Source organism: Terrisporobacter othiniensis (assembly GCF_000808015.1).
Classification (GTDB): Bacteria; Bacillota; Clostridia; order Peptostreptococcales; family Peptostreptococcaceae; genus Terrisporobacter; species Terrisporobacter muris.
Genome location: NZ_JWHR01000064.1, coordinates 1 through 26,845 on the forward strand (window position 1 = coordinate 1; position 26,845 = coordinate 26,845).

General features: G+C 29.9%; 23 protein-coding genes. 4 read left to right on the top strand and 19 right to left on the bottom strand.

What is annotated here, in order from left to right:
* The first annotated feature begins 106 nt into the window (after positions 1 to 106).
* The 3 genes from QX51_RS05955 (at position 107) to QX51_RS05965 (ending at position 1,607) form a co-directional block, all read left to right on the top strand.
* Positions 107 to 658: a DUF3793 family protein gene (locus QX51_RS05955; protein ID WP_052232906.1), complete on the top strand. Its 552-nt coding sequence runs from the start codon at positions 107 to 109 to the stop codon at positions 656 to 658.
* 119 nt (positions 659 to 777) lie between these two features.
* Positions 778 to 1,206, top strand: a complete 429-nt coding sequence (locus QX51_RS05960; protein WP_039678992.1) for a MarR family winged helix-turn-helix transcriptional regulator — start codon at positions 778 to 780, stop codon at positions 1,204 to 1,206.
* 5 nt (positions 1,207 to 1,211) lie between these two features.
* A complete protein-coding gene (locus QX51_RS05965) occupies positions 1,212 to 1,607 on the top strand; it encodes an HsmA family protein (RefSeq protein ID WP_039678993.1) in 396 nt (131 codons plus the stop codon).
* An 88-nt stretch (positions 1,608 to 1,695) separates the two neighbouring features.
* Here QX51_RS05965 and QX51_RS05970 read toward each other — a convergent pair whose 3' ends face one another.
* From QX51_RS05970 to deoC, 4 genes are all read right to left on the bottom strand, one after another.
* The gene (locus QX51_RS05970) at positions 1,696 to 2,454 is read right to left on the bottom strand and encodes an AAA family ATPase (RefSeq protein ID WP_039678994.1); all 759 of its coding nucleotides are present in this window, start codon (positions 2,452 to 2,454) and stop codon (positions 1,696 to 1,698) included.
* Positions 2,455 to 2,476: 22 nt separating this feature from the next.
* Complete coding sequence (locus QX51_RS05975) at positions 2,477 to 3,307, bottom strand: DUF975 family protein (RefSeq protein WP_039678995.1); 831 nt, start codon at positions 3,305 to 3,307, stop codon at positions 2,477 to 2,479.
* Positions 3,308 to 3,475: 168 nt separating this feature from the next.
* Positions 3,476 to 7,009, bottom strand: coding sequence for a pyruvate:ferredoxin (flavodoxin) oxidoreductase (gene nifJ, locus QX51_RS05980; protein ID WP_039678996.1), 3,534 nt, complete (start codon positions 7,007 to 7,009; stop codon positions 3,476 to 3,478).
* A 374-nt stretch (positions 7,010 to 7,383) separates the two neighbouring features.
* A complete protein-coding gene (deoC, locus tag QX51_RS05985) occupies positions 7,384 to 8,058 on the bottom strand; it encodes a deoxyribose-phosphate aldolase (RefSeq protein ID WP_039678997.1) in 675 nt (224 codons plus the stop codon).
* Positions 8,059 to 8,499: 441 nt separating this feature from the next.
* Between deoC and QX51_RS05990 the strand changes: the two genes are divergently transcribed.
* Complete coding sequence (locus QX51_RS05990; RefSeq protein ID WP_039678998.1) at positions 8,500 to 8,865, top strand: winged helix-turn-helix transcriptional regulator; 366 nt, start codon at positions 8,500 to 8,502, stop codon at positions 8,863 to 8,865.
* 57 nt (positions 8,866 to 8,922) lie between these two features.
* On the opposite strand, the gene QX51_RS05995 is transcribed toward QX51_RS05990, so the two are convergent.
* The 15 genes from QX51_RS05995 to QX51_RS06065 all read right to left on the bottom strand — a co-directional run bounded on the left by QX51_RS05995 (position 8,923) and on the right by QX51_RS06065 (position 26,777).
* Positions 8,923 to 9,486 (bottom strand): phosphate propanoyltransferase, encoded by a 564-nt coding sequence (locus QX51_RS05995; RefSeq protein ID WP_039678999.1) that lies wholly within the window; start codon positions 9,484 to 9,486, stop codon positions 8,923 to 8,925.
* A gap of 101 nt (positions 9,487 to 9,587) precedes the next feature.
* Positions 9,588 to 10,853, bottom strand: coding sequence for a 3-phosphoshikimate 1-carboxyvinyltransferase (gene aroA / locus QX51_RS06000; protein ID WP_039679000.1), 1,266 nt, complete (start codon positions 10,851 to 10,853; stop codon positions 9,588 to 9,590).
* On the bottom strand, positions 10,846 to 11,952 hold the full coding sequence (gene aroB / locus QX51_RS06005; RefSeq protein ID WP_039679001.1) for a 3-dehydroquinate synthase: 1,107 nt from the start codon (positions 11,950 to 11,952) through the stop codon (positions 10,846 to 10,848). The genes aroA and aroB overlap by 8 nt, the downstream gene beginning before the upstream one ends.
* Positions 11,940 to 13,109, bottom strand: coding sequence for a chorismate synthase (gene aroC / locus QX51_RS06010; RefSeq protein ID WP_039679002.1), 1,170 nt, complete (start codon positions 13,107 to 13,109; stop codon positions 11,940 to 11,942). The genes aroB and aroC overlap by 13 nt, the downstream gene beginning before the upstream one ends.
* A 241-nt stretch (positions 13,110 to 13,350) precedes the next feature.
* Positions 13,351 to 14,793, bottom strand: coding sequence for a Na+/H+ antiporter NhaC (nhaC, locus tag QX51_RS06015; protein WP_039679003.1), 1,443 nt, complete (start codon positions 14,791 to 14,793; stop codon positions 13,351 to 13,353).
* 31 nt (positions 14,794 to 14,824) lie between these two features.
* Complete coding sequence (gene orr / locus QX51_RS06020; RefSeq protein WP_039679004.1) at positions 14,825 to 15,889, bottom strand: ornithine racemase Orr; 1,065 nt, start codon at positions 15,887 to 15,889, stop codon at positions 14,825 to 14,827.
* The gene (locus QX51_RS06025; RefSeq protein ID WP_330376045.1) at positions 15,874 to 17,277 is read right to left on the bottom strand and encodes a GlmL-related ornithine degradation protein; all 1,404 of its coding nucleotides are present in this window, start codon (positions 17,275 to 17,277) and stop codon (positions 15,874 to 15,876) included. Before QX51_RS06025 ends, orr begins: the two co-directional genes overlap by 16 nt.
* Positions 17,270 to 19,477 carry a D-ornithine 4,5-aminomutase subunit OraE gene (oraE, locus tag QX51_RS06030; RefSeq protein WP_039679006.1) on the bottom strand — a complete coding sequence of 736 codons (2,208 nt, stop codon included), beginning with the start codon at positions 19,475 to 19,477 and terminating at the stop codon, positions 17,270 to 17,272. The genes QX51_RS06025 and oraE overlap by 8 nt, the downstream gene beginning before the upstream one ends.
* Position 19,478: 1 nt before the next feature.
* Entirely contained in the window at positions 19,479 to 19,880 is a 402-nt protein-coding gene (locus tag QX51_RS06035) for an ornithine aminomutase subunit alpha (protein ID WP_039679007.1), read from the bottom strand.
* Positions 19,881 to 19,949: 69 nt separating this feature from the next.
* Positions 19,950 to 21,383 carry a 2-amino-4-oxopentanoate thiolase subunit OrtB gene (gene ortB, locus QX51_RS06040; protein WP_039679008.1) on the bottom strand — a complete coding sequence of 478 codons (1,434 nt, stop codon included), beginning with the start codon at positions 21,381 to 21,383 and terminating at the stop codon, positions 19,950 to 19,952.
* On the bottom strand, positions 21,376 to 21,684 hold the full coding sequence (ortA, locus tag QX51_RS06045) for a 2-amino-4-oxopentanoate thiolase subunit OrtA (protein WP_039679009.1): 309 nt from the start codon (positions 21,682 to 21,684) through the stop codon (positions 21,376 to 21,378). Before ortA ends, ortB begins: the two co-directional genes overlap by 8 nt.
* A gap of 45 nt (positions 21,685 to 21,729) precedes the next feature.
* Positions 21,730 to 22,800 (bottom strand): 2,4-diaminopentanoate dehydrogenase, encoded by a 1,071-nt coding sequence (gene ord, locus QX51_RS06050; RefSeq protein WP_039679010.1) that lies wholly within the window; start codon positions 22,798 to 22,800, stop codon positions 21,730 to 21,732.
* A 146-nt stretch (positions 22,801 to 22,946) separates the two neighbouring features.
* Entirely contained in the window at positions 22,947 to 24,356 is a 1,410-nt protein-coding gene (locus tag QX51_RS06055) for a sigma-54 interaction domain-containing protein (protein ID WP_039679011.1), read from the bottom strand.
* Positions 24,357 to 24,399: 43 nt separating this feature from the next.
* Positions 24,400 to 25,002, bottom strand: coding sequence for a flavodoxin family protein (locus tag QX51_RS06060; protein ID WP_039679012.1), 603 nt, complete (start codon positions 25,000 to 25,002; stop codon positions 24,400 to 24,402).
* Positions 25,003 to 25,010: 8 nt separating this feature from the next.
* Positions 25,011 to 26,777: a GAF domain-containing SpoIIE family protein phosphatase gene (locus tag QX51_RS06065; RefSeq protein WP_039679013.1), complete on the bottom strand. Its 1,767-nt coding sequence runs from the start codon at positions 26,775 to 26,777 to the stop codon at positions 25,011 to 25,013.
* Positions 26,778 to 26,845: the final 68 nt, after the last annotated feature.

Sequence of the window (26,845 nt, forward strand, 5' to 3'; positions counted from 1 at the left end):
AATAAAATATAAACTTTATATACAAAATTTAACATAAAAATCCAATTATAGATTAGTTATTTATAAGAATAATAAAAGTATATAACTTTTAAAAGGATGATGTTTTATGATAGATAGAATTTTAATAAAATATGCTTCACCTACTTTGGCTGGAGTAAAAACCGGTAGCTTATTTAAAATTTATAAAAATAATCAATTAGATTTAAACAAGGAAATTAGAAATTATAATCTTCTTTTAAACCCTTTGGATGTATATTTAGATATTATATATACTTGTGATAAATATAGCCTCATCTATCTTTATCGATTAAAAATGCTCCTTCATGATTTAAAAAATAAAAATGTTATAAACTTTTTAAAAGCTTATGGATATGAAGGTATTCTTCTAAAAGATTATATTTCTCATCTAAAAAGTAGATTCGAATATTTTAATAAAACACCTCATGAAGTTGGTATTTTTCTAGGTTATCCTTTAAATGATGTGCAAAGTTTTATTAAACATAAAGGAAATAATTTTAAGGTTTGTGGTTGTTGGAAAGTTTATCATGATGTTGAATTTTGTAATAATAAATTTAGAACTTTTAAAAAATATACTCAAGTTTTTTCTTATCTTTATGATAATAATTATCCATTGGAAACTTTAGTATATAATAGATAATTAAATTTCAATTATAGTTTGTTGACAAAAATCAATTTAAATTATATAATAGTTTGCATAGAAACTAATTAGTTTGCACGCAAACAAAAGTTTAATTAAACAAATAAGGGGATTTTATAATGAAATATAATTCATTTGAAATAGCTATGCTAATTAAAGAAATATATGCAAGTACAATTGAAATTGTAAATGATAATTTAAAGGAAAGTGGTCTTACTCATCAGCAAACCATGGTTATTAAATTAATAGCTCACAAGGAGAAAATAACCATATCTGAATTGTGTAAGGAGATGTCTTTAGCAAAAGGTACAATATCAGGGATAGTTAGTAGACTAGAGGCTGCTGATTATGTAAAAAAAGTGAAATGCGATAATGACAAAAGAAATACCTATGTGGAATTTTCAACTAAAGGATATGAATATGCTAAAAACTTTAGAAATGAAATAAACAAAAGTTTTGATAAAATATTTGAAAATTTTACTGATGATGAAGTAAAAGAAACAAAGGAAAATTTAATTAAATTAAGAGATAAATTGAAAAGGAGATAATAAAAATGAGTAATATTTTAATCTTTGCAATAGTAACTATAACATTAGCTTTAATATTTTATACAATAGGTGTATTTTCAGAAAGAAGAGCTAAGAGTCTTAATAAAAATCATGTTATTATATTTTGGTTAGGTTTACTATGTGATACAACTGGTACTTTGACTATGAGTAAAATAGCTAAATCAGGTGCAGCTACAATGAGTGCAATGGGTCAAAGTTTACACGGAATTACAGGCTTTTTAGCAATTGTGCTTATGTTATTCCACGCTGTTTGGGCAACATGGGTATTATATAAAAATGACGAAAAGAAAAAAGAGACATTCCATAAATTTAGTATAGTAGTCTGGGTTATCTGGCTAATACCTTACTTTATAGGAATGATGCTAGGAATGGGAATATAAAATTTGACTTTGCATGAAAAATAGCAAGTATATCATATGGTATACTTGCTATTTTTCATTTATATTATTGTAAATTATGATATAAGTTTTAATCATCTAGTAAAATATTTAAAAACTTCTCTTTATTATTTAAAAATGATTTTGTAATTTGAAAATGATCTGTTTCTTCCACATTTACCTCTTTGATTTTATCATCTTTAATTTCATATATTTTAGAATCTGGATAAGCCATAAGTATAGGCGAATGTGTACTTATGATAAATTGACAGTTTTCTTTCACCAATTCATTTATCCTAGTAAGCATTGACATTTGTCTAGATGGAGATAAAGCTGCTTCTGGTTCATCAAGGATATATATACCATTTTTTGAAAATCTATTCATCATTACAGAGAAAAAAGATTCTCCGTGGGATTGATTATGAAGAGATATTCCTCCATAAGAATCGATTACTCTAGCCCCCGGCCCAATTATACTATCTAGCTCCTCTATATTTGTAGCCAAATTATACATGGACTCAGCTCTTAAGAAAAATCCATCCTTGGGGCTTTTTATTCCTTTTATTAAAGTAATATACTCATAAAGCCTAGAATGACTACTTCGTGTGGAAAAATTAAAATTCTTAGTCCCACCTTCTGGATTAAATCCATATGATACCGCTATGGCTTCCAACAAAGTTGATTTTCCACTACCATTTTCCCCCACAATAAAAGTAACTTTTGGATGCATTTTTAGTTTATCTAAGCCATTTATTATTGGTAAAGAAAAAGGATACTCATTTATATTTTCTATTTTTTCTTTATTAATTTTAACTTCTCTTATATAAGTATTATAATTTATTTCTTCCACTTCTCATCTGCCTCACAATATATTAAAATCCTATTAGCTCACTACTACTAACATATCCATTTCTTAATGCATCTTCTCTAAGATAAGCATATAATTCTGCATTTGTACTTTGTACATAAGGATTAACATAGAAAATACCAAGTATACCTATAGTAAGACCTGATAATATCTCCCATCCTAAGAAAGATAAATCTAATACAAATGTATTCCATTTATTACCCATCATCATTTTTTTGCTTATCTCAAAAACTCTTTCTCTACTTATTTCTGGATTTTCACTTAATATATATGGTATCATTCGATATTCATAAGCTTTTATTATTCCTGGTATTACAAATAACAATGACCATAAAAATTGGAATAAACCTTTCATAAACATTGTAAATATTGTATTTTTAAGTTGACCACTTTTATAAATAAAAATTAAACTATCCAATGTTTTTTCTTCTTCTCTTATTCCCATGAAGAAATTATTTTTACCTATTTCTATTGGATATATAATTAGTAATTTAATAATAAATCCTACAATCATAATAACTATTGATATTCCTAAAAATAAAAAGAAGAATCCACTAGTAAAAAATCCTATTGCAGCGTCTTCAAAGTCTAATATTTCTTGTTCAAAATCTCCATCGTAATAATACTCACCATCAGAATCGTAGTATTCATCATCGCTATAAGTATCATATATATTATTCATATTAGAATCATAAGAATCACTTATTCTATTTGTAACACTACTACCTAACCCTCCAGTTAATAATAAACATATAAAGCAAACTATCACTGACTTCCAATAAAATCTTTTAAACGTAATTTTTCCTCTTTCTTTTAATTCACTTCTAATCCACATAAATTTCCCTCCTTTTCCCCATAAATATATTATATGCTAAATTCTTATTGTATATTATTACAATTTTGTATTATTTGGAATATAAAAAATATTATTACAATATAAAAATGGTGGACTATAACAGTCCACCATTTCTTATATATTAATTAATTAAATTTTGATTTTATATTAGTCAGCTAATCTTTTATAGCTATCTAATCTATCTTTAGCAGATTCTTCAGCCATTGTGAATAATTGTTCTGCTTCTTCTGGGAATTGTTTAGCTATAGCAGAGTATCTTACTTGTTTCATTAAGAAGTCTCTGAAGCTTTCAGTTGGCTCTTTAGAGTCTAGTGAGAATGGATTCTTACCTTCAGCTCTAAGAGTTGGGTTATGTCTGTATAAATGCCAGTATCCAGCTTTAACAGCTTGTTCTTCATTAGCAACACTTCTACCCATACCTTCTTTTAATCCATGAGATATACATGGAGCATAGCATATGATTAGAGATGGTCCATCATAAGCTTCAGCTTCTACAACTGCTTTAACAAATTGATTGTAATCAGCACCTATAGCAACTTGAGCAACATATACATTACCATAGCTCATTGCCATCATACCAAGGTCTTTCTTTCTAGATCTCTTACCAGCAGCAGCGAATTTAGCCATAGCAGCAATTGGAGTAGATTTAGAAGATTGACCACCAGTGTTAGAGTAAATTTCTGTATCGAATACAAGAATATTTACATTTTCTCCTGATGCAAGAACATGATCAAGTCCACCGTAACCTATATCATAAGCCCAACCGTCTCCACCAAGTATCCATTGAGATCTCTTAGCTAAGTAATCTTGTCTTGATTTAACAGATTCGATTAATGCTTTAGTTTCTTCATCTTTTGGCTCAGCTTTATTTATTAATTCAACAACAGCTTTACTTGCCTCAACAGATGCCTCTCCGTTATCTTTATTTTCTAACCAGTTATTGAATACTGTTGCACCCTCTTCACAACATGGGTTAGCTGCAAGTTTTTGTATATCTTCAACTAATTTACCTCTTATTTGTTCAACAGCTAAATGTTGTCCTAATCCATACTCAGCATTGTCTTCGAATAATGAGTTTGCCCAAGATGGACCTTTACCTTCATGGTTACAAGTGTATGGAGTTGATGGAGCAGATCCTCCCCAGATTGATGAACATCCAGTAGCATTAGCTATCATCATTCTATCTCCAAATAATTGTGTTACAAGTTTGATATATGCAGTTTCTCCACATCCTGCACAAGCTCCTGAGAATTCCATTAATGGTTGTCTAAATTGAGAACCTTTAACAGTTTTAGGATTCATTATATCTCCTTTTGGAGCAACTTTTGCTGGATCTACAGCATAAGCCCAGTTTTCAACTTCTACGTCTTGAGTATCAAAAGGTTTCATAACTAAAGCTTTTTCTTTAGCTGGACATACGTCAGCACAGTTTCCACATCCTGTACAGTCCATTGGAGAAACTTGGATTCTGTATTGTAATCCATCGAATCCTTTACCAGTAGCTTTCTTAGTTTTAAATGCTTCTGGTGCATTTTCTAATTCTTCTTCATTTACAAGAACTGGTCTTATACAAGCATGAGGACATATGAATGAACATCTATTACATTGTATACAGTTTTCTGTAATCCATTCTGGAACATTTACAGCTATACCACGCTTTTCATAAGCAGCAGTACCACATGGGAATGTACCATCTTCGTATCCTAAGAATGTACTTACTGGTAAATCATTACCTTTTTGTCCACTCATTGGTCTTAATATATCTTTTATGAATGCTGGTTCTTCACAAGTTGTAGTTGCTTCATCTTCTGTAGCATTTGCCCAAGAAGCTGGAACATTAACTTTAACTAATGAATTTATACCTGCTTCAACAGCTTGGTAGTTCATGTTAACTACTTTTTCACCTTTTTTACCATAAGCTTTTTGTATAGAATCTTTTAGGTACTTAACTGCATCATCAACTGGTATTATATCAGCTAATTTAAAGAATGCAGCTTGACATATCATGTTTATTCTATTTCCAAGACCTATTTCTTGACCTATTTTAACAGCATTTATAGTATAGAATTCTATTTCATTTTCTGCTATATATTTTTTCATTTCTGCAGGAAGATGAGCTTCTAAGCCAGCTTCGTCCCATATAGTGTTAAGTACGAAAGTACCACCTTTTCTTAATCCTTGTAATAAATCATATTTAAATACATAAGATTGGTTATGACAAGCTATATAATCAGATTCATCTAATAAGTATGTAGATCTGATTGGAGTATCACCAAATCTTAAGTGAGACATTGTTATACCACCAGATTTTTTAGAATCATAGTCGAAGTATGCTTGAGCATATTTATCAGTGTGGTCACCGATTATTTTTATTGCTTGTTTGTTAGCACCAACAGTACCATCTGATCCTAATCCCCAGAATTTACATCTTACTGTTCCTGGAGCTTTTATTTTAATTGGCTCAGCTTTTGGTAAAGATGTATTTGTTACATCATCTACTATACCTATAGTAAATCCATTTCTAGGTTCTTCTATGTTTAAGTTTTCAAATACTGCATGTAAATCAGTTGGAGTTGTATCTTTTGATCCAAGTCCATATCTTCCACCTACTACTAATGGAGATAATTCAGATTTAGCAAGTACGTTAACTACATCTAAGTATAATGGTTCACCTGGAGCACCTGGTTCTTTTGTTCTATCAAGAACACATACTCTTTCAACAGTCTTAGGCATTGCTGCTAAGAAATGTTCAGCTGAGAATGGTCTGAATAAGTGAACTTTTATCATACCAAGTTTTTCACCTTTAGCGTTTAAGTAATCTATTGTTTCTTCTAAAGCTTCTGTAACAGAACCCATAGCAACAACTACATGTTTAGCATCTTCTGCTCCATAGTAATCAAATAAGCTATGTTTTCTGCCTGTTATTTCGCTCATTCTCGCCATATTTTTTTCAACTATTCCAACTATATCATTATAGTATTTATTAGAAACTTCTCTTGTTTGGAAGTATATATCAGGGTTTTGAGCTGTACCTCTAGTTACAGGGTGATTTGGAGATAAAGCTTTATCTCTAAATGCTTGAACAGCATTCATATCTAATAATTTTTCATAATCTTCATTTTCCATTAATTCAACTTTTTGAATTTCATGTGATGTTCTGAATCCATCGAAGAAATGTATAAATGGTAAAGATCCTTCTACTGCAGACATATGTGCAACTGGAGCTATATCAGCAACTTCTTGAACTGAACCTGAAGCTAACATAACAACACCTGTTTGTCTTGCAGCCATAACGTCTTGGTGGTCTCCAAATATTGATAATGCTTGAGCAGCTAATGCACGAGCAGTAACGTGGAATACACCTGGTAATAATTCACCAGCACATTTATACATATTTGGTACCATTAATAATAAACCTTGAGAAGCAGTAAATGTTGAAGTTAATGCTCCTGCTTGTAATGAACCATGAAATGCTCCTGCAGCTCCTGCTTCAGATTGCATTTCAACAACTTTTACTTTTTGTCCAAAGACATTTTTTCTCCCTTGAGATGCCCATTCATCAACTAATTCAGCCATAGTTGAAGATGGTGTTATTGGATATATAGCAGCAACTTCTGTAAATGCATAAGCAACATGAGCAGCAGCTGTATTTCCATCAACTGTTTTCATAAATTTAGCCATTTTTATGTTTCCTCCTTAATTTTACCCTATATACTATACAATTTGTATTTGTATGTTTATAAAACTATTAATTGTGTCATTGCAATAAGTAGTCGTCTGTTTCATAAAACATCTTTTACCATTTATTAACAGTATTCTGCATAATAATGTAAAGTCCTTTATAACTCTGACATATTTTAAAATTTAAATAAAAAACTTTTTTCATTATAGAATTTGTTTATTTAAAATCACATTTAATACATTACCCATAAAATAACAAATTAAATCACATCAGCTTGTATTGGTTAAAATTTCCTAACAACATATTTTTAGCTCTAATTTTTGTCATATATTTCAAATGTTATTGTTGATTAGATAAATTCTAACTTGTAATATTAGTATCCTATAGTATCTGTCTTTTCTCCAGTAGCTATAGATATAGACGCACTTGCTCCTATTCTAGATGCACCTGCATCAATAACTTTTATAGCATCCTCTGTTGTTCTAACTCCTCCAGATGCTTTTACACCAATATTTGGTCCCACTACATCTCTCATTAATTTTATATCCTCTGGAGTTGATCCACCTGTTCCAAATCCAGTTGATGTTTTTACATAATCAGCTCCAGCTTTAACTGATAACTCACATGCTATTTTCTTTTCTTCATCAGTTAAGTAGCAAGTTTCTATTATTACTTTTACTAAAGCTTCTTTATTAGCTGCATCTACTACTGCTTTGATATCATTATAAACTAAATCATACTCTTTATCTTTTAATGCTCCTATGTTTATAACCATATCTACCTCATGAGCACCTTTAGCTATAGCATCTTTAGTTTCAAAAGCTTTTACTTCACTAGTATTTGCTCCTAAAGGAAACCCTATTACAGTACAAACTTTTACAGTACTTCCTTCTAATTCTTTCTTTGCAAGCTCTATATGTGTAGGATTTATACAAACTGAAAAGAATCCATATTCTTTAGCTTCCTTACAAACCTTTATTACATCTTCTCTAGTTGAGAATGCTTTTAATACTGTGTGATCAATCATTTTTGCAATATTTTTTTTCATTATTATAACTCCTTTTATATTATGTAATATTTCCTAAATGCATTATAAATATGTGCTCTTGTATTTATAATGCAATCTGTTGTTAATAAATATACTTTCATTATTATGTTAGCACATATAATTATTTTTTTAAAGAAGAGTTTCCTATATTTTCATAATTATATTTATATCTATTTAGTATTTTTCTTTAAATATTAAGTAGATATTATAACAATGTTCATAATTATTTTTTATACACAATATATCTAAGTTATTACATTTATATATTATTCGTATTTGTACTTTTTATCAATAAGGCACTATTTTTATACATAGTATCTAAAAGTATACTATTATTATAATGCTCAACTTTTTAACTTTATTGATTTTTATTTAATATTAGTGATATAATTTTTCTGTTAATTTAAAAGATTACAAATTAATATATTAGAGGTGTTAACAATGACAACTAGCTTCAACTCTCATAATTCATGCCACAATAAAAAAGATTGTAAAAAATTTGATACATGCCCTATGATACTAGTTCACAAATTAATATCAGGTAAATGGAAAATTTTAATCTTATGGTATTTATGTGGTGGTTCATTAAGATTTAGTGATTTAAAAAGAAAATTACCACATGTAACTCAAAAAATGTTAACTAATCAGCTTAGAAGCCTTGAGGAAGATGGACTTATATATAGAAAAGTTTATCCTGTATTTCCACCTAAGGTTGAATATGGTCTAACTGACATAGGTAATAAGATAGTACCTATGTTAAAAGAAATGTATAATTATGGGATTCATTATTCGAAAGCATCTGACTAAGTTAATATGCCTAAATAAAAAAGTATGTACATTGTACATACTTTTTTATTTATATAATTATTTTACTAAAGTTACTAAGTCTCCGTTTTTAACTCCAGCAGCGTTTCCTTCTTCTAAGTCAACATGCATTTCTAATTTGAAAGCAGCATTAGCTCTAACTAATACGTTGTTGAATAAAAGTCCTCTTTCTCCTTCAGTTTGAACTGAAACTACATCTTTATCTTTAACACCGAAGTTTTCAGCATCTTCTAAACTCATGTGTATATGTCTTGAAGCAACTATTACTCCTCTTTCTAATTCTACTTCACCTTTAGGCCCTACTAATTTACATCCTGGAGTTCCTTCAACATCTCCTGATTGTCTAACTGGAACAGCAAGTCCTAATCCTCTAGCGTCTGCTAAAGATACTTCAACTTGAGATTCTGGTCTAGTTGGTCCTAAAACTCTCATTTTAGTTGATCCTTTTGGTCCTACTACTTCTACCATTTCTTCACAAGCATATTGTCCTGGTTGAGATAAGTCTTTTTTGTGAGTTAACTCATATCCTGCTCCGAATAAAGCTTCAACATCAGCTTGGCTTAAATGTATATGTTTATTTGATAATGCTATTGGTAATTTCATAAAATATAACCTCCCAAAATTTTTCTTGTATATAATTATTTCTAATTATTGTATGCAATTCAATTATACATAAATTTTTATGTAAAATCAAACCATATTGATTATTTTGATAATTTCTTTAATAAATTGAAGTAACCTGGAAAAGAAATATCAATACAATTGTCACTATCTAGGATGACTTTATTGCTACTAATTAAATTTGCAATGGAAAATGACATAGCTATTCTGTGATCATTAAATGTTTGAATCTTTCCGCCTTGTAGATAAGTTTTTCCTTTTATTATCATTCCATCTTCAAGTTCTATTACTTTTGCACCTATTAAGTTTAGGTTGTCTACAACAGATTTAATTCTATTACTTTCTTTTACTTTTAATTCTTCTGCATCTTTTATAATAGTATCACCTTCTGCTTGGGTTGCCAGAACTGCAATTATTGGAATTTCATCTATTAGTTTCGGAATTAAATCTTTGTCTATAGTAGTTCCTATTAAGTTAGGACTGTATCTTACTAAAACATTCCCAACCTTTTCTCCACAAATCTCGTGTTCATCTACTATTTCTATATTTCCATTCATTTTCTTTATCACTTCTATAATTCCCACTCTTGTATCATTTAAACCAACATTTTTTATTAATACTTCTGAGTTTTCTGTTATTAAAGCTCCCACCATAATAAAAGCTGCAGAAGATATATCTCCAGGCACATAAATATCATTATTAAATAATTCCTCAACGGGGTTTATCTTTATATCTAGATTGTTCACTTCTATATCCGCTCCAAAAGATTTAAGCATAATCTCTGTATGATTTCTACTTCTTACTTTTTCATGAATAAAACTTGTATCATCTCCATATAAGCTAGCTAAGATTAATGATGATTTTACTTGTGCAGATGATACTGGCATATGATAGTCTATATGAGTTAAGTTTCCACCCTCAATAGTTATGGGCGTTAAGTTCGCATCCTCTTTACCTGTTATCATAGCTCCCATTTGTCTTAATGGATCCGTAACTCTTTTCATAGGCCTTTTTCCTATAGACTCATCTCCCATGATTGTTGTTTTGAAATTTTGCCCAGCTAAAATTCCCATCATAAGCCTTATAGTTGTTCCCGAGTTTCCCACATCTAAAAGTAGATTTGCTTCTAGTGATTTCAACCCTCTTAGACCTTTTCCAATTACATAAACTTCATTATTATTTATTTCAATATCCACACCCATTTTTCTAAAACAATTTACTGTAGATAAGCAATCTTCTCCCATAAGAAAATTGCTAATTTTATTTTTACCTTTAGATATAGATGAAAACATAATTGCTCTATGTGATATGGATTTATCTCCAATTAACTCAAAACTTCCTTTAAGCATTATTACACTCCTTTATTACGTTCATAATAAGATTTTCTTCTATATTATCAAATACTTCTACTTTACCTTCACCTACAGGAAGTACAAGGTTTATTTTGAAGAAACTATTTTTCTTATCATTTTTCATTATATTAAATACTTTATTAACATCTTCATATTCAAAAGTTATAGGTAAGTTAAATTTTTCACATAAACTTGTAAATTTATTATAATACTTTTCGTCAATTAGTTTTTTTTCTAATGATAATTTAAAAGCCATATTCATTCCAATAGCCACTGCTTTGCCATGACTTATGTGACACAGTTTTTCTATCCCATGGCCAAAAGTATGACCAAGATTTAAGATTTTTCTAAAATTTCCTTCTTTTTCATCTTTATCTACTACATTCGCCTTAACTTCTGCGCATGTTTTCACCATTTTTAATAAAGTTGTAGTTTTTCTATCTAAAATTTCCTCATGATTTTCCAGTAAAAAATTCAGGAAGCCCATTTTTCCTTCACAAACATTACCTTCTATAAATGCATATTTTATTACTTCTCCCATGCCACTTAAATATTCTTCTTCTGGTAAAGTTTTTAAAGCTTCTATATTTATATATGTTATTTTAGGTTGATGAAAAGCACCTATTATATTTTTGCTATTACCTAAGTTTATACCCGTTTTTCCTCCTATGGAAGAGTCTACTTGAGATAATAAAGTCGTTGGTATTTGTACCACATCGATTCCCCTCATATATGTGGCTGCGACAAATCCTGCCAAATCCCCAACTACACCTCCACCTAAAGCTATTACTAGAGATTTTCTACTAAGATTTACTTTTATACAGTAGTTCATTATTTTTTCATAATCTTCTATGGATTTTGAATCTTCACCAGGATTTATTATATATTCATAAACATATTTTCCCTTAAGGTGTTTCATCATTTCATGTAGTTGAGTATTATATGTATTGTAGTCACAAATTACAAAGTAAGCATCATAAATTTCATTTAATTCTTCTGCGGAATCCACATTGCAAGCTTCGCATAAGCTTTTTTGAAAATTTCTATATCCTTCATCAATGTATATTTTACAAGTATTATTGATTATTTTTTCCATCCTCTATCACCTAACCTTTTCATATAAGATTTATAATTGTTTTGTAAATCTTCTAAAGAGTCTCCTCCTATTTTGTCTAAGAAAAACTTGCAGATTACAAAAGCTACAACATTTTCACACACGATGGAACAAGCAGGAACTGCACAAGAGTCTGATCGTTCTACACTAGCTTTATATTTTTCTAATGTATTTATATTTATAGTATCCAATGGTTTATATAAAGTTGGTATGGGTTTCATAGCACACCTTATGATAATCTCCTCCCCTGTAGTCATTCCACCTTCTATTCCACCTAGATTATTACTTTTTCTAGTTATTCCATTTTCTTCATTATATAGTATCTCATCCATAACGTCTGAACCTGTAAGTGTAGCGGTTTCAAATCCCAATCCTATTTCCACACCTTTTATTGCTTGTGTTGCCATCAAATGCATAGCTAAATGTCCATCTATTTTTTTATCAAAATGAGTATAAGATCCAAGACCTGGTATTAAATTTTTAACTCTAACTTCTATTATTCCTCCTAAAGTATCTCCTTCTTTTCTGCATTTATCTATTTTGCTTTTTATTTTTTCTTCTAAGTCTTTATTTACGCACCTTATTTCACTATTATCCACATTTTCTTTAATATAATCAAAGTCATAGATTTTGTCATCTTTTATTTCTCCAATTTGCACCACATGAGATAAAAATTCTATGTCGAAGTTTTTAAGAACTTGTTTACAAATAGCTCCCACTGCTACCCTTGATGCCGTTTCTCTAGCTGATGATCTTTCTAATACATTTCTAGCATCATCAAAATCATATTTTAAACAACCTACTAAGTCAGCATGTCCTGGTCTTACATTTTCTACTATTTTCCCTTTTTCATCTATGTCATTCATCGGAGACATATATTTCTCCCAATTTTCAAAATCCTTATTTTTTATTTCAAAAGAAATAGGAGCCCCAATAGTTTTCTTTCCTCTTACACCTCCTATTATATTAATTTTATCTTTTTCTATTTTCATCCTACCGCCACGACCATATCCGCCTTGACGTTTTCTTAATTCTTCATTTATTTCATCTATATTAAGTTCTATATTTGATGGTATACCATCAATAATAGTTATTAAACCTTGTCCATGAGATTCTCCACTCGTTAAATATCTAAGCATATTATTCTCCTTCTCTAATTTTTACTTATTTTATTAGTTTATCAAAATAAGTAAAAAAAAGACATATTAGTTTTACATAAAAAAACTAGCTATTAGACATAATCTAATAGCTAGTCTCTTATATTCTTACTTTAAATGCAAATAAAATAGTTATTACAACAAGATTAAATCAAATCTTACTGCAATAACTATTATATATAAATTTTACTAATATAAATTTTCGTTTATTTATAACAAATAATTAAACTAAGGTAATAGATTCATTATCGTTAATATTTAAACAAGTTTCAGGTTCGTCATCTATTTTAGCTATTTTAATTTTACATACAATTAATATTAATGATACTATTGGATTTATAATGTTTAATAGTGCATATGGAGCATATACAAATGCTGATACACCTAGTGTTCCAGCTATATAAGCACCACATGTATTCCATGGCACCAATGGAGAACTTAATGTTCCACTATCTTCTAATGCTCTTGATAGCATTTTAGGGTGTATACCTCTTTTTTGATATTCTTTACTATACATTCTTCCTGGTATAACAAGAGACAAATATTGTTCACCTGCAATTGCGTTTGTAAAGAAACAAGTTACCATTGTGCATAATACTGTTCCAAATATGCCTTTTGCAAATCTTAATAAAGATGAAGCAATTACTTCAAGCATACCTGTTTTCTCTAATATACCACCAAGAGATAAAGCACATATTGTCATAGATACTGTAGACATCATATTCATAAGTCCACCTTTAGATAGCAAATCATCTACTAATGCTACTCCTGTTTGTGACACATATCCATTTTGAGCTGCTTCTAATATGGCACCTATTGATTGCCCTTGTAAAAATACTGCAAATAATATACCTGTTACAGCGCCTACTATTAACCCTGGTATAGCTGGAACTTTAAATATAACAAGACCTATTACTATTACAGGTGCTAATAATAATACTGGTGATAATGTGTTAAAAGAGGATGATAATGTATTTCTAATTAATTCAATTTGACTTACATCTAAAGCTTGCCCGGAATATTTCATCCCCATTACACCATATATTACCAAGCAAATTATTAATGATGGTATTGTTGAATAAAGCATGTATTTGATATGTGTAAATAAGTCTGTACCTGCCATTGCTGGAGCTAAGTTAGTTGTCTCAGATAATGGTGATAATTTATCTCCAAAATAAGCACCAGATATTATAGATCCTACAACTAGTCCAATAGGAATACCTAAACTTTGGCCTATGCCTAAAAGAGCCACTCCAACAGTTCCCATTGTGCTCCAAGATGATCCTGTTGCAAGAGACACAACAGCACATACCAAAACTGCTGCTACTAAAAATATATTTGGTGATAAAATTTTTAAGCCCCAATAAATCATACATGGAACTACTCCACTAACTATCCAAGTACCTATTAGTATACCTATTATCATAATAATTAATATGGCTTGCATAGCCATCTTAATACTATCAAACATACTTGTTTCAAGATCTTTCCACTTAAATCCCAGCCTATAAACAGCTACAATTCCCGCTACTGCTGTGGCTCCTACTAATGGAACATGAGGTGATGCTCCATACATAAATATTCCCACACCTAAAAATAACATCAAAGCTGTGATTGGTATCATTGCGTCAAATAGAGTTGCTTTCCTTCCACTTTGTTCCTTCATAAAATATTTTCCTCCTATTTTTTGAAATAATCTAACCTATTATCTCTTTCGAAACATATTCACTTGTACTAGTTGACATTAGACCTCCGTATGTTAGTAAAAATTCTACTTCATCCCCTACCTTATAGTCATTTTCTGATTTGCTTATATCCAGTATCATGTGATCTGAACTTGCTCCTAGTATTTCTATAGAAGTGTCTATTGGCATTAATGAATCTGTATCTATGTCCTGCTTACCAATTGCTACAATTGCTCTTTTTAAAATCCCTTTATCTTCGTATACAGGTTTATTTCCAAAAGCATCAATACCTATTTCCCCTATTGGTACTGATGGTTTTTCTTTGCACTCAACTATTTCACATACAAGTTTGAACGCATCTTGATATGTTCCTTTTATGTTTTTTCCATATGCTGTTTCTCTTCCAAGAACTATTGATTCTCCTATTCTAAGATTAGTTACCCCTCTTGGCATATCATCATTCATCAATAGATCTAATGAACTTGAGTTTCCTCCTGACACTATTTCTAGTTTTAAGTCAAACTCATTTTCAACTTTTCTTGCTATTTCAACTAATCTTCCTGTATTTATTGGAGATGGTATAATTGCTCCATAACATGTTAAATTTGTTGCTATACCAATTATTTTAATGTTTTTAAATTTCTGAATATTTTTTATATTATTAAACAAATCCTCTTCATAAAAATACCCTTCTCTTAGATCTCCCAAGTCAAACATTAAAACTATTTTATGGATTATATTTTTTCTTTCACATATTTCATTTAATGCCTTTATTGTTTTCAACTCTGAATTAAAACTTATATCGCTATATTCTACAACTTCTTCTAACTCACTTATCATTGGTATTCTAATAAGCATCTTCGGTAAATCTATATTTTTTAATTTTTTTAAATTATTTATTCTAGAGTCTGCAATATAATCTATACCTTCTTCAACTAACTTCTCTACTACTTTCTCTCTTGCACAAAATGATTTAGTTACAAAAGCTAAACTTATATTGTTATCATGGCACATATGAGAAATAACTTTGACATTTTGTTTTAGTTTATTTATATCAATTTCTAATTTAGGGTACATAGCTTCTTCTCCTCAAAATTTAAACTTTTTAGCATAAGTTTTAAAGATGCCTCTTCATATTTCTTAGATAAAACACCAATAGAGGCCATAATATAATCATTATCTATTAGTATTTTTGTATTTTCTTTTGGCAGTAGTAATTCTTTATTTTTGTTGTACCTAGTTACATATTCTAAAATTTCAACCCTATTTGGAAGTCTAGTAAGTGCTCCACCTGTTCCAATTATATACTTAACACCTGTTAAATCCTTGCCTTCTGCTATTTTGCTTTTTCCATTAGTTCCATAAATATTCCTTATTCTCCCTACGTGTCTTATAATAGCTTTTATAACTGCTTCTTTTGTCAACCTTTCAACAAATAGTATTTCTTCTTTTGATTTTGGTATTGGCGGATAATTGTTCATTATTGAGTCTATATCTATTGATAGCTCTTCTTGTAAACTTTCTTTACCAATAACTTCTACTATATTTTTCATATTTACATATACACCCAAATCACCTTCTACACTTCTTTTTGAAACAGGTTCTGGGTTTAATAGTATTTTGTTAATGAATTCACTCCCTTCAGTAGCAGAGTGAACATCTGTAGTTGCTCCACCTACATCTAAAGTCAACAAGTCACCAATGTTTCTATAAAGAAGCTTAGATGCCTCCATTACCGCACCAGGAGTTGGTGTTATATTTTCATTCACCATATCCTTTATGTATTTCATACCTGGAGCTTTAGTTATATGTTCTTCAAATACATCTTGGATAATTTTTCTTGTTGGTTCTATATTTAATAAATCAATTTTTGGGTATACGTTTTCCGCTATATAAAGCTTGTAATTACTCTCTTCAAATATTAACTTAACTTCTTCATGATTTTCCACATTGCCAGCATATATAACTGGCACTCCTAGATTTAAAGATGATATCATTTCTGCATTATATATGGCAGTGTCTCTTTCTCCATAATCCACTCCACCAGCTATCAAAATTATATTTGGTTTTATTTCTTTTATTTTTTTTAAGTCAGTTCTTTTTATTTTTCCAGCTGTAACTTGCTTAATAACTGCACCTGCACCGAGTGCTGCTTCTTTTGCTGCTTTTACCGTCATATCATAAACCAATCCATGAACAGTCATTTTTAATCCTCCAGCAGCACTTGATGTTGCAAACATATCTTTATATTTAATTTCTCCTACATTTAAATTTGCCGCTAAATCTTTAATGGCACCTGATAAGCCATTTCTTACATCTCCACCTTCGAAAACTGTAGTAGGTGATTGACCCTGACCTAAAAATTCAGGGTCTTCACCATTAATATTATTGAAGGCGTTTACAACTGTTGTTGTGCTTCCTATTTCTGCAACTATGACATCTATTTCTAATATGCTTTTAGACATTTTGATTCATTTCTCTTCTTTTTTCTACTAAGAAAGTAGCTACATTTATACCTTTGCTATTTCTTCCAAAACCTGCATCTACTCCTTGTTCAATGGCTATTTCAGGTGTTACTTGTGTTCCTCCACAAGCGATCATTACTTTATCTCTTATTCCTTTTTCTATACAATACTCATGTAACTTCTTCATATTTTTATAATGTATATCATCATGGCTTATTATTGTAGATGCTAATATAGCGTCAGCATTTAATTCTATTGCTGCATCTACTAATTTTTCTACTGGTACTGAAGTTCCTAGATAATGACACTCTATACCATATTTTTCTATACCACCATGTTTTATATCTATTATTTCTCTTAACCCAACTGAATGCTCATCTTCTCCCACTGTTGCTGCAACAATTTTCATAGGTTTAGCATCTATGTCTTCTCTAATTTCTTCATCAGTTAATACTTTCGGTTCTTCTGGTATAACTAAATCATTTATATCTATATCAAAAGGAACTTTACCTTTCATTTCAATTCTAGTACCTTCAGATTCATGCATAACTTCTCTACTTATAACTTCAATATCTTCCAAATTCATCTTTTTACCAAATTCAAGAGCTGCAAATTCAGCAGTTCTTTTATCTGTTGGAAGCATCATTGTTATCATAACAATACCGTCTGCACACCATTCCATCTCAGGCTTTATTTTAGTTCCAAGTCTATATTCTTCTGATTCTTTTAATCTTGTTTCAACATTATCAAAATCATCAAGTTCATCTATATACACTATTTTTTCAGGATTTTCAAAAGTAGAACCTCCTATTAATGAAGCTGGATTATCTATAGCATTTTCATCATATTGAGCTACGTTATTATATCCAAAGTGAGCAGTTACAGGTGCAAAATAATCTTCATCTCTTTCGTAAACAGTGCCTTCTCCAACTCCTCCTTTTATTTTTCTTGATATTCCATCTCCGTTTCTTTCTGGATAATTTCCTGAATCAACAAAGAATCCTTGCTCAACAGCTTCGAAATATCCACCAGCTTCAATTATTTCTTCCATGTAAAGAACTGCTCTTTCTTTGATTTCTCTAGACTTATCTCTTAATTCACCTACATTTTTAAGTTCTATCATATCCATAAGTCCATCCATACCAATTAAGGCTTGTTTAGCTGTATCACATGCTTCTATATTATAAATATGCCATGGAACATTTCTGCCTTCGTCAGGAGTTATAGTTGATTGCACATCTGCCCTAGTTAATACTGATGTTAATAAGTTCAACACATGAGTAACTGTTGCTTCTCTAGTAGATGAATCCATATATTTAGTATTCATTTGAGCTCTCATTTTATAGTCACTGAAAAATTCTCTAAGTGCAACAGCATAAGGTAAATCAATTCTTAAACAAGGAGCAGGAGGAGCTGTTGGAGGAACTGTTGATAAGCAAATATTAGTTTTATCTATCCCTATTTTTTCAGAAAAAATTGAGTTTAAAGCATGTTGAACCATAAGTTCTGGCATTACCTTCCATGCTTCTCTTGCAGTTGCATTGGCATTATGAGCTCCATCTATTTGAGCCATATTAGCAAAAGCCATTATTTTTTTAGCTTCACAAGCATCTACAAAAGATCTTATCATGTTTATATTTCTATATAAAACGTTATATTGTGGATCTTGATGTGCTCCATTTATTCCTTCTTCAGCAAACATTACTGCTACTTCTGGCCCTGCAATACCACTTACATATGAATGATAATTAATAGGTCTTCCAACTTCTTCTTCTATAAAGTCTAGGGCTTTTCTTTGAGCTCTAACTTGCTTTCTTGTTATCGGAACACCACCAATACCTTGAGGGGTACCTTCTATAAGTCCATCAAAGTGTGATTGTCCAGCAGTTCTTATAACCATTAAGTGATCTGCACCATGGTGAGCTGCCATTCTCATTCTTCTTATATCATCTTCAAATCTTCCTGATGCAATTTCAGTAGTTATAACAGGTACTGGTTGAGGGTCTATATTATTAAAATATTTTGCTGATGGTAATGCAACACCATCTTTTAGAGGTTTTGTAGCTTGCTTGTATTCAAATGGACCCATCTCAAGATTTTCTACATGTTCTCTCCATGTCCATCCTCTTCTTTTTGGTCTATATTTGTCTAGATCTTTAAGAATATAATCTATATCTAATTTTTTATTTTCTTTTAGCATTCTACTTTTCCCCCTCTCCAGTTACTTCCATAGTTGATTTTTCATTGTTATGAAATAAATCTACTACTTCATCCCAACCTTCACCATCTATTAACATTAATCCTGCTTCTCTAACTGTTATCCCTTTTTTCATTGCTAATTTATAAACTACATGACCAGCACCTTTTCCTATTAATCCTCTTTCCATAACTCCCTCTAATATTGGTTTTACTTCAAGAGAAGAAAATCCCATTCTAAGTAAAATAGATCTTTCTATTGATGGTGTTGTATTTTTTCTACCTAATTCTACCATTGGCTCAACTATTTGGCTTGCTAATTGCCAGAATCTGTCTTTTAGTTGTTGATCACTTAGTTCTTGAAGATGTTTTCTTCTAACTTCAAAATCATCTTGTCTTTTTTCCATATATATTCCCCCTCATTTATTTACCACTATAACTATGGTTTTCACCTATTTATATTTATTTAATAACTCCTATTTCAAATTATCTAAAACTTCTATTACAAACTCTCTAGAAGTCTTTGTCTCTTTCATTAGAAACTCAATATCTTCATTACTTAGATTATCGACATCATCTATTTTATTGTTTAATACACAATTTTTTATATAAGATCTTCTTATTTTATTCATATCAACATCTACACATTTTAATAGTTCTGGACTTTGTGGTAGTATTAAATTTTCACCAGCGATTTCATCTTTTGGATTACCAAATTTTATTTCTATTCCATTTTCTCTGGCGAAAGTAAGTTGAGGATTAATATGCTTTCCAGCTCCAGTGTATTCAGTTTCTTGAACTACTATAATTTTATCCTCATCTAACTCTTGTGCTAAAGAAAATGCTGCTGTTAAAGATGTATTTCCTGCAGGACCTCTTTCAATACCTTCTAACTGTGCCAACAACTCAGTTATATAAAATACCTCTCCTTGTTTAACTAACACATATCTATCCATATATCTAAGTGGTCTAGCTGCTGATCTAGGAACATCAGATCTATCTGGCCATGTACAAAATGGAATTCCAAAACCTGTATGTCCTGTAGTAAAGGATTTTCTATTAAACTGACTGTCACTAGCCATATGTAATCCTTTTAAGTCAACGCTAGCGCCTACAACTTGAGTATTCAAAGCATCAGCTTTTATTAAGCCTCTTGCTGTTCCTGTAAGGTTGCCACCGCCTGCATTAGTACAAACAACTACATCAGGATTTTTTCCATATTTTTGTTTAAATTGAGTAGATAATTCATCTCCTAAAGTTTCAACACCAGCTATACCAAATGGAGAATATAAAGAAGCATTAAAATATCCTGTTTCCTCAAGTAAAGCTAAAAATGTATAAAATAACTCTGGCCCAACTGTTAATTGAACAACTTCTGCACCATAAGCTTCACATTTTCTTGCTTTTTCAATAATTTCTGGCTGTCCTATTCCCTTTGAATCATAGCACTCTTGAACTATTATACATTTTAAACCTTGCATAGCTGCTTGAGATGCTACGGCCGCACCATAATTACCACTAGTTGCTGCTATTACACCTTTATATCCCATTTTTTTTGCATGGTATACAGCAGTAGCTGCTCTTCTTGCTTTGAAACTACCAGAAGCATTCATTGCCTCATCTTTTATAAAAATTCTAGCTCCTTTTCCTTTTGGAGCACATTTTCTTGCTAACTTAGTTAAATTTTTAAGTTCTATTACTGGAGTGTTCCCTACAGCATATTGTGATTGAATAGACTCTATCTCTTCAAGTGTGTATCCAGTTTCACTCATCATTTTTTCATAATCAAATCCAATACCATTTTCTTCAAAAGTAGAATAATCTAATCCTATGGCATTTTTCATTATTTCATTTTTTCTACCCATAACAGCTTCATAACTCATATCTTTTTGTAAAACACTACTACTCATTATCTTCACCTCCAAATAATATTTCCTTTGCTTGAATTCCTATTTGAAGTAACTCTGGTATGCACTTACCATAGTCATGAGTATAATATGGATTTACTTGAACTAAATTACCTTTTACAAGTCTTCCTGTTATAGTTTTTACTTCAACCAAATCCCCTATATTAGCATCTTTTTGTATAAATCCTTTTACCCACATTTCCAATGGCACTTTCTTAGTATCATCTGGAACTTGTGGAGCTCTTTCATCAGGTGTTAATACTAGATTGTGTATAATAACCCAATCATTACATTTTGCATCCATTTTGTTCTCCCCCTTTGCCTACTATCTAATTTTCAACTTCAATCCTTATATCTCTACTGTTGCATCTTCTTCTAATTCAACTTCTATTTGATCTCTTACATCACCCATTATTGCTCTTGGTACTGGTATATCTAACATAGTTTTTAGACCTGGTCTTGCATTTATTATTAGAGGTATAGAGTTTACTATCATTGCATATGTTCCTATTCCTCCAGGTATTTCAGGGTTTATTTGTAAATCTATATTTGGTATTCCTTTTATTGATATATAATCTCCTGTTTTAGTTCCTTCAGCTTCTGGTATTATTTGTTGTGGATGTTCCATTTCTACTAAAGCTTTTCCATTTACATATCCGTATCCGCATTGTCTACAACCAGCAACATTTCCTGCTAAAGCTTCTCCATATTTAGACTGTCTGTCTACTGTAGTCATTATCGGCTCTTTTGTTTGCTCTATTTTATCTAACTTCCATCCTAGTCCATCTGCAATCATATTTATTGATTCCACAAATCCGACATGACCTGCTATTGTATTATTTTCTACACCTTTTAAGAATTCTTCTTTACTTACACCTACTCCTTGTTCTACCATAACTGCTTTTCCAAATGGAGATAAATCATTTACTCTTTTAGCACTTATACTATTAACTTCTTCGCAAGTTCCTGATAAAGCTAAAACTAATAAATCTAATACAAATCCTGGATTTATACCTGTTCCTAAAACACTTACACCATTCTCTTTTGCAACTTCATCCATTTTTTTAGCTAAGTCTGGATCATCAGCTTGTGGATATGCCATTTGTTCAGCAGTAGAAATAACATTAATTTTTTTCTCTAATAGATAAATTATTTTATCAAAAGCTTTTTTTGTAAAAGAGTCAGTCGCTAATAAAACAACATCACAACTTTTTTCTGTAAAAGCTTCTTCATAGTTCCCATTTATAATAACTTCGTTTCTATCTCCTCTTTCTATATCTAAGACATCATATATGCTTTTACCTGCAGTACTTCTGCTGCAAACTGATACTATTTCCATACCATCTTTTTTTAATATCATATTTGCCATTCCTGTTCCCATTGCTCCAAATCCCCAAATTCCTATTCTTACTTTTCTCATTACTAAATCCTCCCAAATAAATTATTTTAATTTTCTTACAATTTTTATAAAGCACAAATTATGCCAACTTTAAATTATTAAGCTTAATTTTTTTTTAACAATAAAAAGAGCAAAAAAATTTGCGTAAGCAAAACTTTTTGCTCTTTTTATTTATTAAAATTTTTTATATTATACTTTTTCATTTTATACTGCAAATTTTGCCTATTTATTCCCAGAATAGCTGCTGCCTTACTAATATTGTATCCCGTTTTTTCTAAAGATTCTATTATATATCCTTCTTCTATATCTCCTATAATATGATCTAATGTTTTGTATTCTAAATCGTCCAAAGAATAGCCATCATTTATTTTTTTTTCTTTCAAATTATAATAATCATTTAAATGAATCATTTCAGGAACTATATTTTTTTCATTGTCCATCATACTCATAGTTGAATATATTACATTTTCTAATTCCCTTACATTTCCTTGCCAACTATGTTTTTTTAAATAATTAATACTATCATAAGAAATACCCTTTACGTTCTTGTTCAATTTTTTATTATATTTTTTAATAAACATATCACAAAGCAATGATATGTCTTCTTTTCTTTCTCTTAATGGTGGTATTTCTATATTTATTACATTCAGTCTATAGTATAAATCTCTTCTTATTTTATTTTCGTTTAATATTTGAGTTGGACTTTCATTAGTTGTCGCTATAACTCTAACATCAACAGGTATGTCTTTTGTTCCTCCGACTCTTCTAACATAACCTTCCTGTAACACTCTAAGTAGTTTTGCCTGTAAAGCCATAGGCATTGAATTTATTTCGTCTAATAATAAAGTTCCTTTGTTGGCTTGTTCAAACAAACCAGGCCTATCGACTGCTCCCGTAAATCCTCCTTTTATAGTTCCAAAAAGTATTCCTTCAAATAAAGATTCTGGTAGCGCTGCACAATTTTGTGCTATAAAAGGATGTTCTTTTCTATTACTAGCATAATGTATAGATTGGCTAATTAATTCTTTACCAGTTCCAGTTTCTCCATATATAAAAACTGATGCATCAGACTTGCTTGCTTTCTCACACTTTTTAATAGAAGCTTTCATCAACTTACTGTTTCCTATAATATCTTCAAATCTATATCTTCCTTCTAATTTATTTTCTTTATTTGTTGAATTATTTTTTAAGTTTGTTACTTGCTTAGATAAAGTTTCTATTGTTGTAATATCCTTTGATATTTCTAAAGCACCTATGAAATCATTGCCATTTATAATTGGGATTGTAGTATTTAACGTAGTTATTTCTTTTCCATTTTTATCAACATATCTCTGCATATTATTTTCTATGGTCTTTTTTTTATTTAGTACCTCTAACAATGTGCTATTTTTTATATTCATTTCATCAACAATATCCACAAATGACTTACTCATTACATAATTTTTACTCATTTTTTCTATTTTTTCCATACAGTCATTATAGATTATTGTTTTACCCTTATTGTCTATAAAATGTATCCCCTCATCAATATTTATTAATATTTCCCTCATTAATATTTCATATAGTTCTAAATTCAATAGCTCCCCCTCCAAAATAACTGACTTAATTATGAATTTTTTATTATTCTATAAGATCACTTATTTCTTTTACGTAATTTATCACCGCTCCATTTAACTCTTCTTGAAATACTTTATTTTCACTAAACGGTACTTCATCACTATTGCTCATATAAACATTTGAAATTAATTTAGTATTTATACACTTAAAAAATAAATCCATTACAAGTTGTCCGCCTAAAAATTGATTTTCATATTTAGGTTGGCCTCCTACAGCTATAAACATTCCTCTTCGTTCTTTTTTTACATCTATAGAAGGCTGCTTTAATATATATTTACTTGAGTAAAATGCTTGAGTTCTATCTACTAATGTTTTTATTTTTGTTGAAATACTTTGGAAGAACATTGGACTTACTACAATAGTCCCTATGGATTTATCAAATTCTTCATATAAAGGTGTCATATCATCTTTTATTACACATTTTCCAGTTCTTTCGCAGTATCCGCAGGCTATGCAATAATCTATATTCATTTTGTAAATATTTAATACTTCGTAGTTAATTTGATTTTCATCTAATTTATTAGTTATGTTTTCAATTATTTTACTACAATTTTTACTTCTTCTAGGACTGCCATTAATAATCAAAACTTTATGCTTTTTATCCATAACCCCTCCTATATATTCTTTAGCATTAGAATTAAAATATCATCATCAAAATTATCATTTCCAGTAAATTTTTCTGTTTCTTTTTTTAGATTTTCTACAATTTTATTTTTATTATTTTTATAATTACTTTTAACAAAGTTCTTTAGTCTGTCTAAACCAAACTCTTCTTTATACTGATTCTTGATCTCTAAAGTTCCATCTGTAAACATAAATACCATAGGGTAATTTTCTATACTAAATGTATTACTATGATATTCTCCATCTGGTAATACCCCTATAGGGATTCCTTTTTTGCAATTAAGACTTTCCACAAGTTCACCATTATCATCAATAATTATAGGACTATAGTGTCCTGCATTAGAAACAGACAATATATTTCTTTCTGTATCAAATACATTTATTAAAGCTGTGGCAAATACACCCATCTTATCGAACTCATCATATAATATTTTGTTTAAATGTGTAGCTATTTCACCAGGTGTTTTATATTGATAACACAATGTTTTAAAAGCTCCTTTTATCATTGCAACCATGTAGTTCGCAACAATACCATGCCCCATTACATCTGCTATAATAAAAGCTACTCTTTTATCATCAATTTTGTGAGCATAGTAAAAATCCCCACCTACGACTGTTGCTGGTCTATGATAAAATTCTAACTCTTTCTCATAATTACACTTTATTTTACTATCGTTCATAATAAGTTTTTGCTGTTTATTAAGAATATTTAGTTCCTTAGCAATTAATTTATGTTTTACATTTTGCTCACTATAGTCATAAAGTTGCATAGCAACTGTAACTTGCTTTGATAATATACTTAATATATTTAAATCATCATCTTCATACTTTTTACCATCTGTACATAAAATTACACCTATTGATTCAGATTCATTAGATAACTTATAGAAAATATACGTATCTACATTTAAAGTTATTTCTCTTTCTAGATTTGTATCATTTACATATAATCCCGGAACATTTTTTGATAAAAGTAACTTAATAGTATCTTCTACATTGGTATCTCTTTCATCAAGTTTACAATAAGATCTAAATATTTTATTTTTACAATTATTCTTATCTATTAAAATAACTGAATCTCTACTATTTGTAATTTTCTTAGCTATTTCACTCAAATGTACTAAAAACTCATCTATATTTTTATTTTGATAAAGTTTTCTTGTAGCTTCACTTATTAGTTCTAAAGAATTTCTAAGTTTATCTATTATAAAATTCTTTTCACTATTTTTTTCTGTTATTTCTATAGATAAAGCTATTAGGGATGCTATGGAAGAGACGAAATCTATATCTTCATCCTTTAAAACATCACTCTCATCTAAAAAACAAGTCATAAAACCTACTACTTTTTTATTATATATTAAGGGAAATACAATCCTTCCTGTATAGTGTTCATGATTTGCCAAGTCTCTTTCCTTTATAGCTCTTTCATCTTCAAAAACATTTTTTATATAAATAATTTTTTTATATTCTACTGCATCGTGAATATACTCAGGATAATCTTCATAAAAATCAAACTTCACACCCTTGGCATCCTTAGATTTAAAAGTTTGCTTTATGTATTCCAGGCTATTTGAACATACTAGATAAGCATGCTCATAGTCATTGTTATAAAATAAATTAACACAAGCTTTTCTAGGAAAAACTACTTCAAGCATTTTTTCTATTATTTTGTCCTTTATCTCAAAGAAATTAGTAGACTCTGCAACTAATGAAGATATCTCTACTAAATTTTTCATCTTCATACTAATATTGCTCATAAATACATCCTTCCCTCCTATAAGATTTCCTTTTTCTAGAACTTATTGTAACATATTATCTTTTATTT

Coding starts and splice junctions, on each gene's coding strand:
- QX51_RS05955 (WP_052232906.1), top strand. CDS start 107: ATGATAGATAGAATTTTAATAAAATATGCTTCACCTACTTTGGCTGGA.
- QX51_RS05960 (WP_039678992.1), top strand. CDS start 778: ATGAAATATAATTCATTTGAAATAGCTATGCTAATTAAAGAAATATAT.
- QX51_RS05965 (WP_039678993.1), top strand. CDS start 1,212: ATGAGTAATATTTTAATCTTTGCAATAGTAACTATAACATTAGCTTTA.
- QX51_RS05975 (WP_039678995.1), bottom strand. CDS start 3,307: ATGTGGATTAGAAGTGAATTAAAAGAAAGAGGAAAAATTACGTTTAAA.
- nifJ (WP_039678996.1), bottom strand. CDS start 7,009: ATGGCTAAATTTATGAAAACAGTTGATGGAAATACAGCTGCTGCTCAT.
- deoC (WP_039678997.1), bottom strand. CDS start 8,058: ATGAAAAAAAATATTGCAAAAATGATTGATCACACAGTATTAAAAGCA.
- QX51_RS05990 (WP_039678998.1), top strand. CDS start 8,500: ATGACAACTAGCTTCAACTCTCATAATTCATGCCACAATAAAAAAGAT.
- QX51_RS05995 (WP_039678999.1), bottom strand. CDS start 9,486: ATGAAATTACCAATAGCATTATCAAATAAACATATACATTTAAGCCAA.
- aroA (WP_039679000.1), bottom strand. CDS start 10,853: ATGCTTAAAGGAAGTTTTGAGTTAATTGGAGATAAATCCATATCACAT.
- aroB (WP_039679001.1), bottom strand. CDS start 11,952: ATGGAAAAAATAATCAATAATACTTGTAAAATATACATTGATGAAGGA.
- aroC (WP_039679002.1), bottom strand. CDS start 13,109: ATGCTTAGATATTTAACGAGTGGAGAATCTCATGGACAAGGTTTAATA.
- nhaC (WP_039679003.1), bottom strand. CDS start 14,793: ATGAAGGAACAAAGTGGAAGGAAAGCAACTCTATTTGACGCAATGATA.
- orr (WP_039679004.1), bottom strand. CDS start 15,889: ATGTACCCTAAATTAGAAATTGATATAAATAAACTAAAACAAAATGTC.
- QX51_RS06025 (WP_330376045.1), bottom strand. CDS start 17,277: ATGTCTAAAAGCATATTAGAAATAGATGTCATAGTTGCAGAAATAGGA.
- oraE (WP_039679006.1), bottom strand. CDS start 19,477: ATGCTAAAAGAAAATAAAAAATTAGATATAGATTATATTCTTAAAGAT.
- QX51_RS06035 (WP_039679007.1), bottom strand. CDS start 19,880: ATGGAAAAAAGACAAGATGATTTTGAAGTTAGAAGAAAACATCTTCAA.
- ortB (WP_039679008.1), bottom strand. CDS start 21,383: ATGAGTAGTAGTGTTTTACAAAAAGATATGAGTTATGAAGCTGTTATG.
- ortA (WP_039679009.1), bottom strand. CDS start 21,684: ATGGATGCAAAATGTAATGATTGGGTTATTATACACAATCTAGTATTA.
- ord (WP_039679010.1), bottom strand. CDS start 22,800: ATGAGAAAAGTAAGAATAGGAATTTGGGGATTTGGAGCAATGGGAACA.
- QX51_RS06060 (WP_039679012.1), bottom strand. CDS start 25,002: ATGGATAAAAAGCATAAAGTTTTGATTATTAATGGCAGTCCTAGAAGA.
- QX51_RS06065 (WP_039679013.1), bottom strand. CDS start 26,777: ATGAGCAATATTAGTATGAAGATGAAAAATTTAGTAGAGATATCTTCA.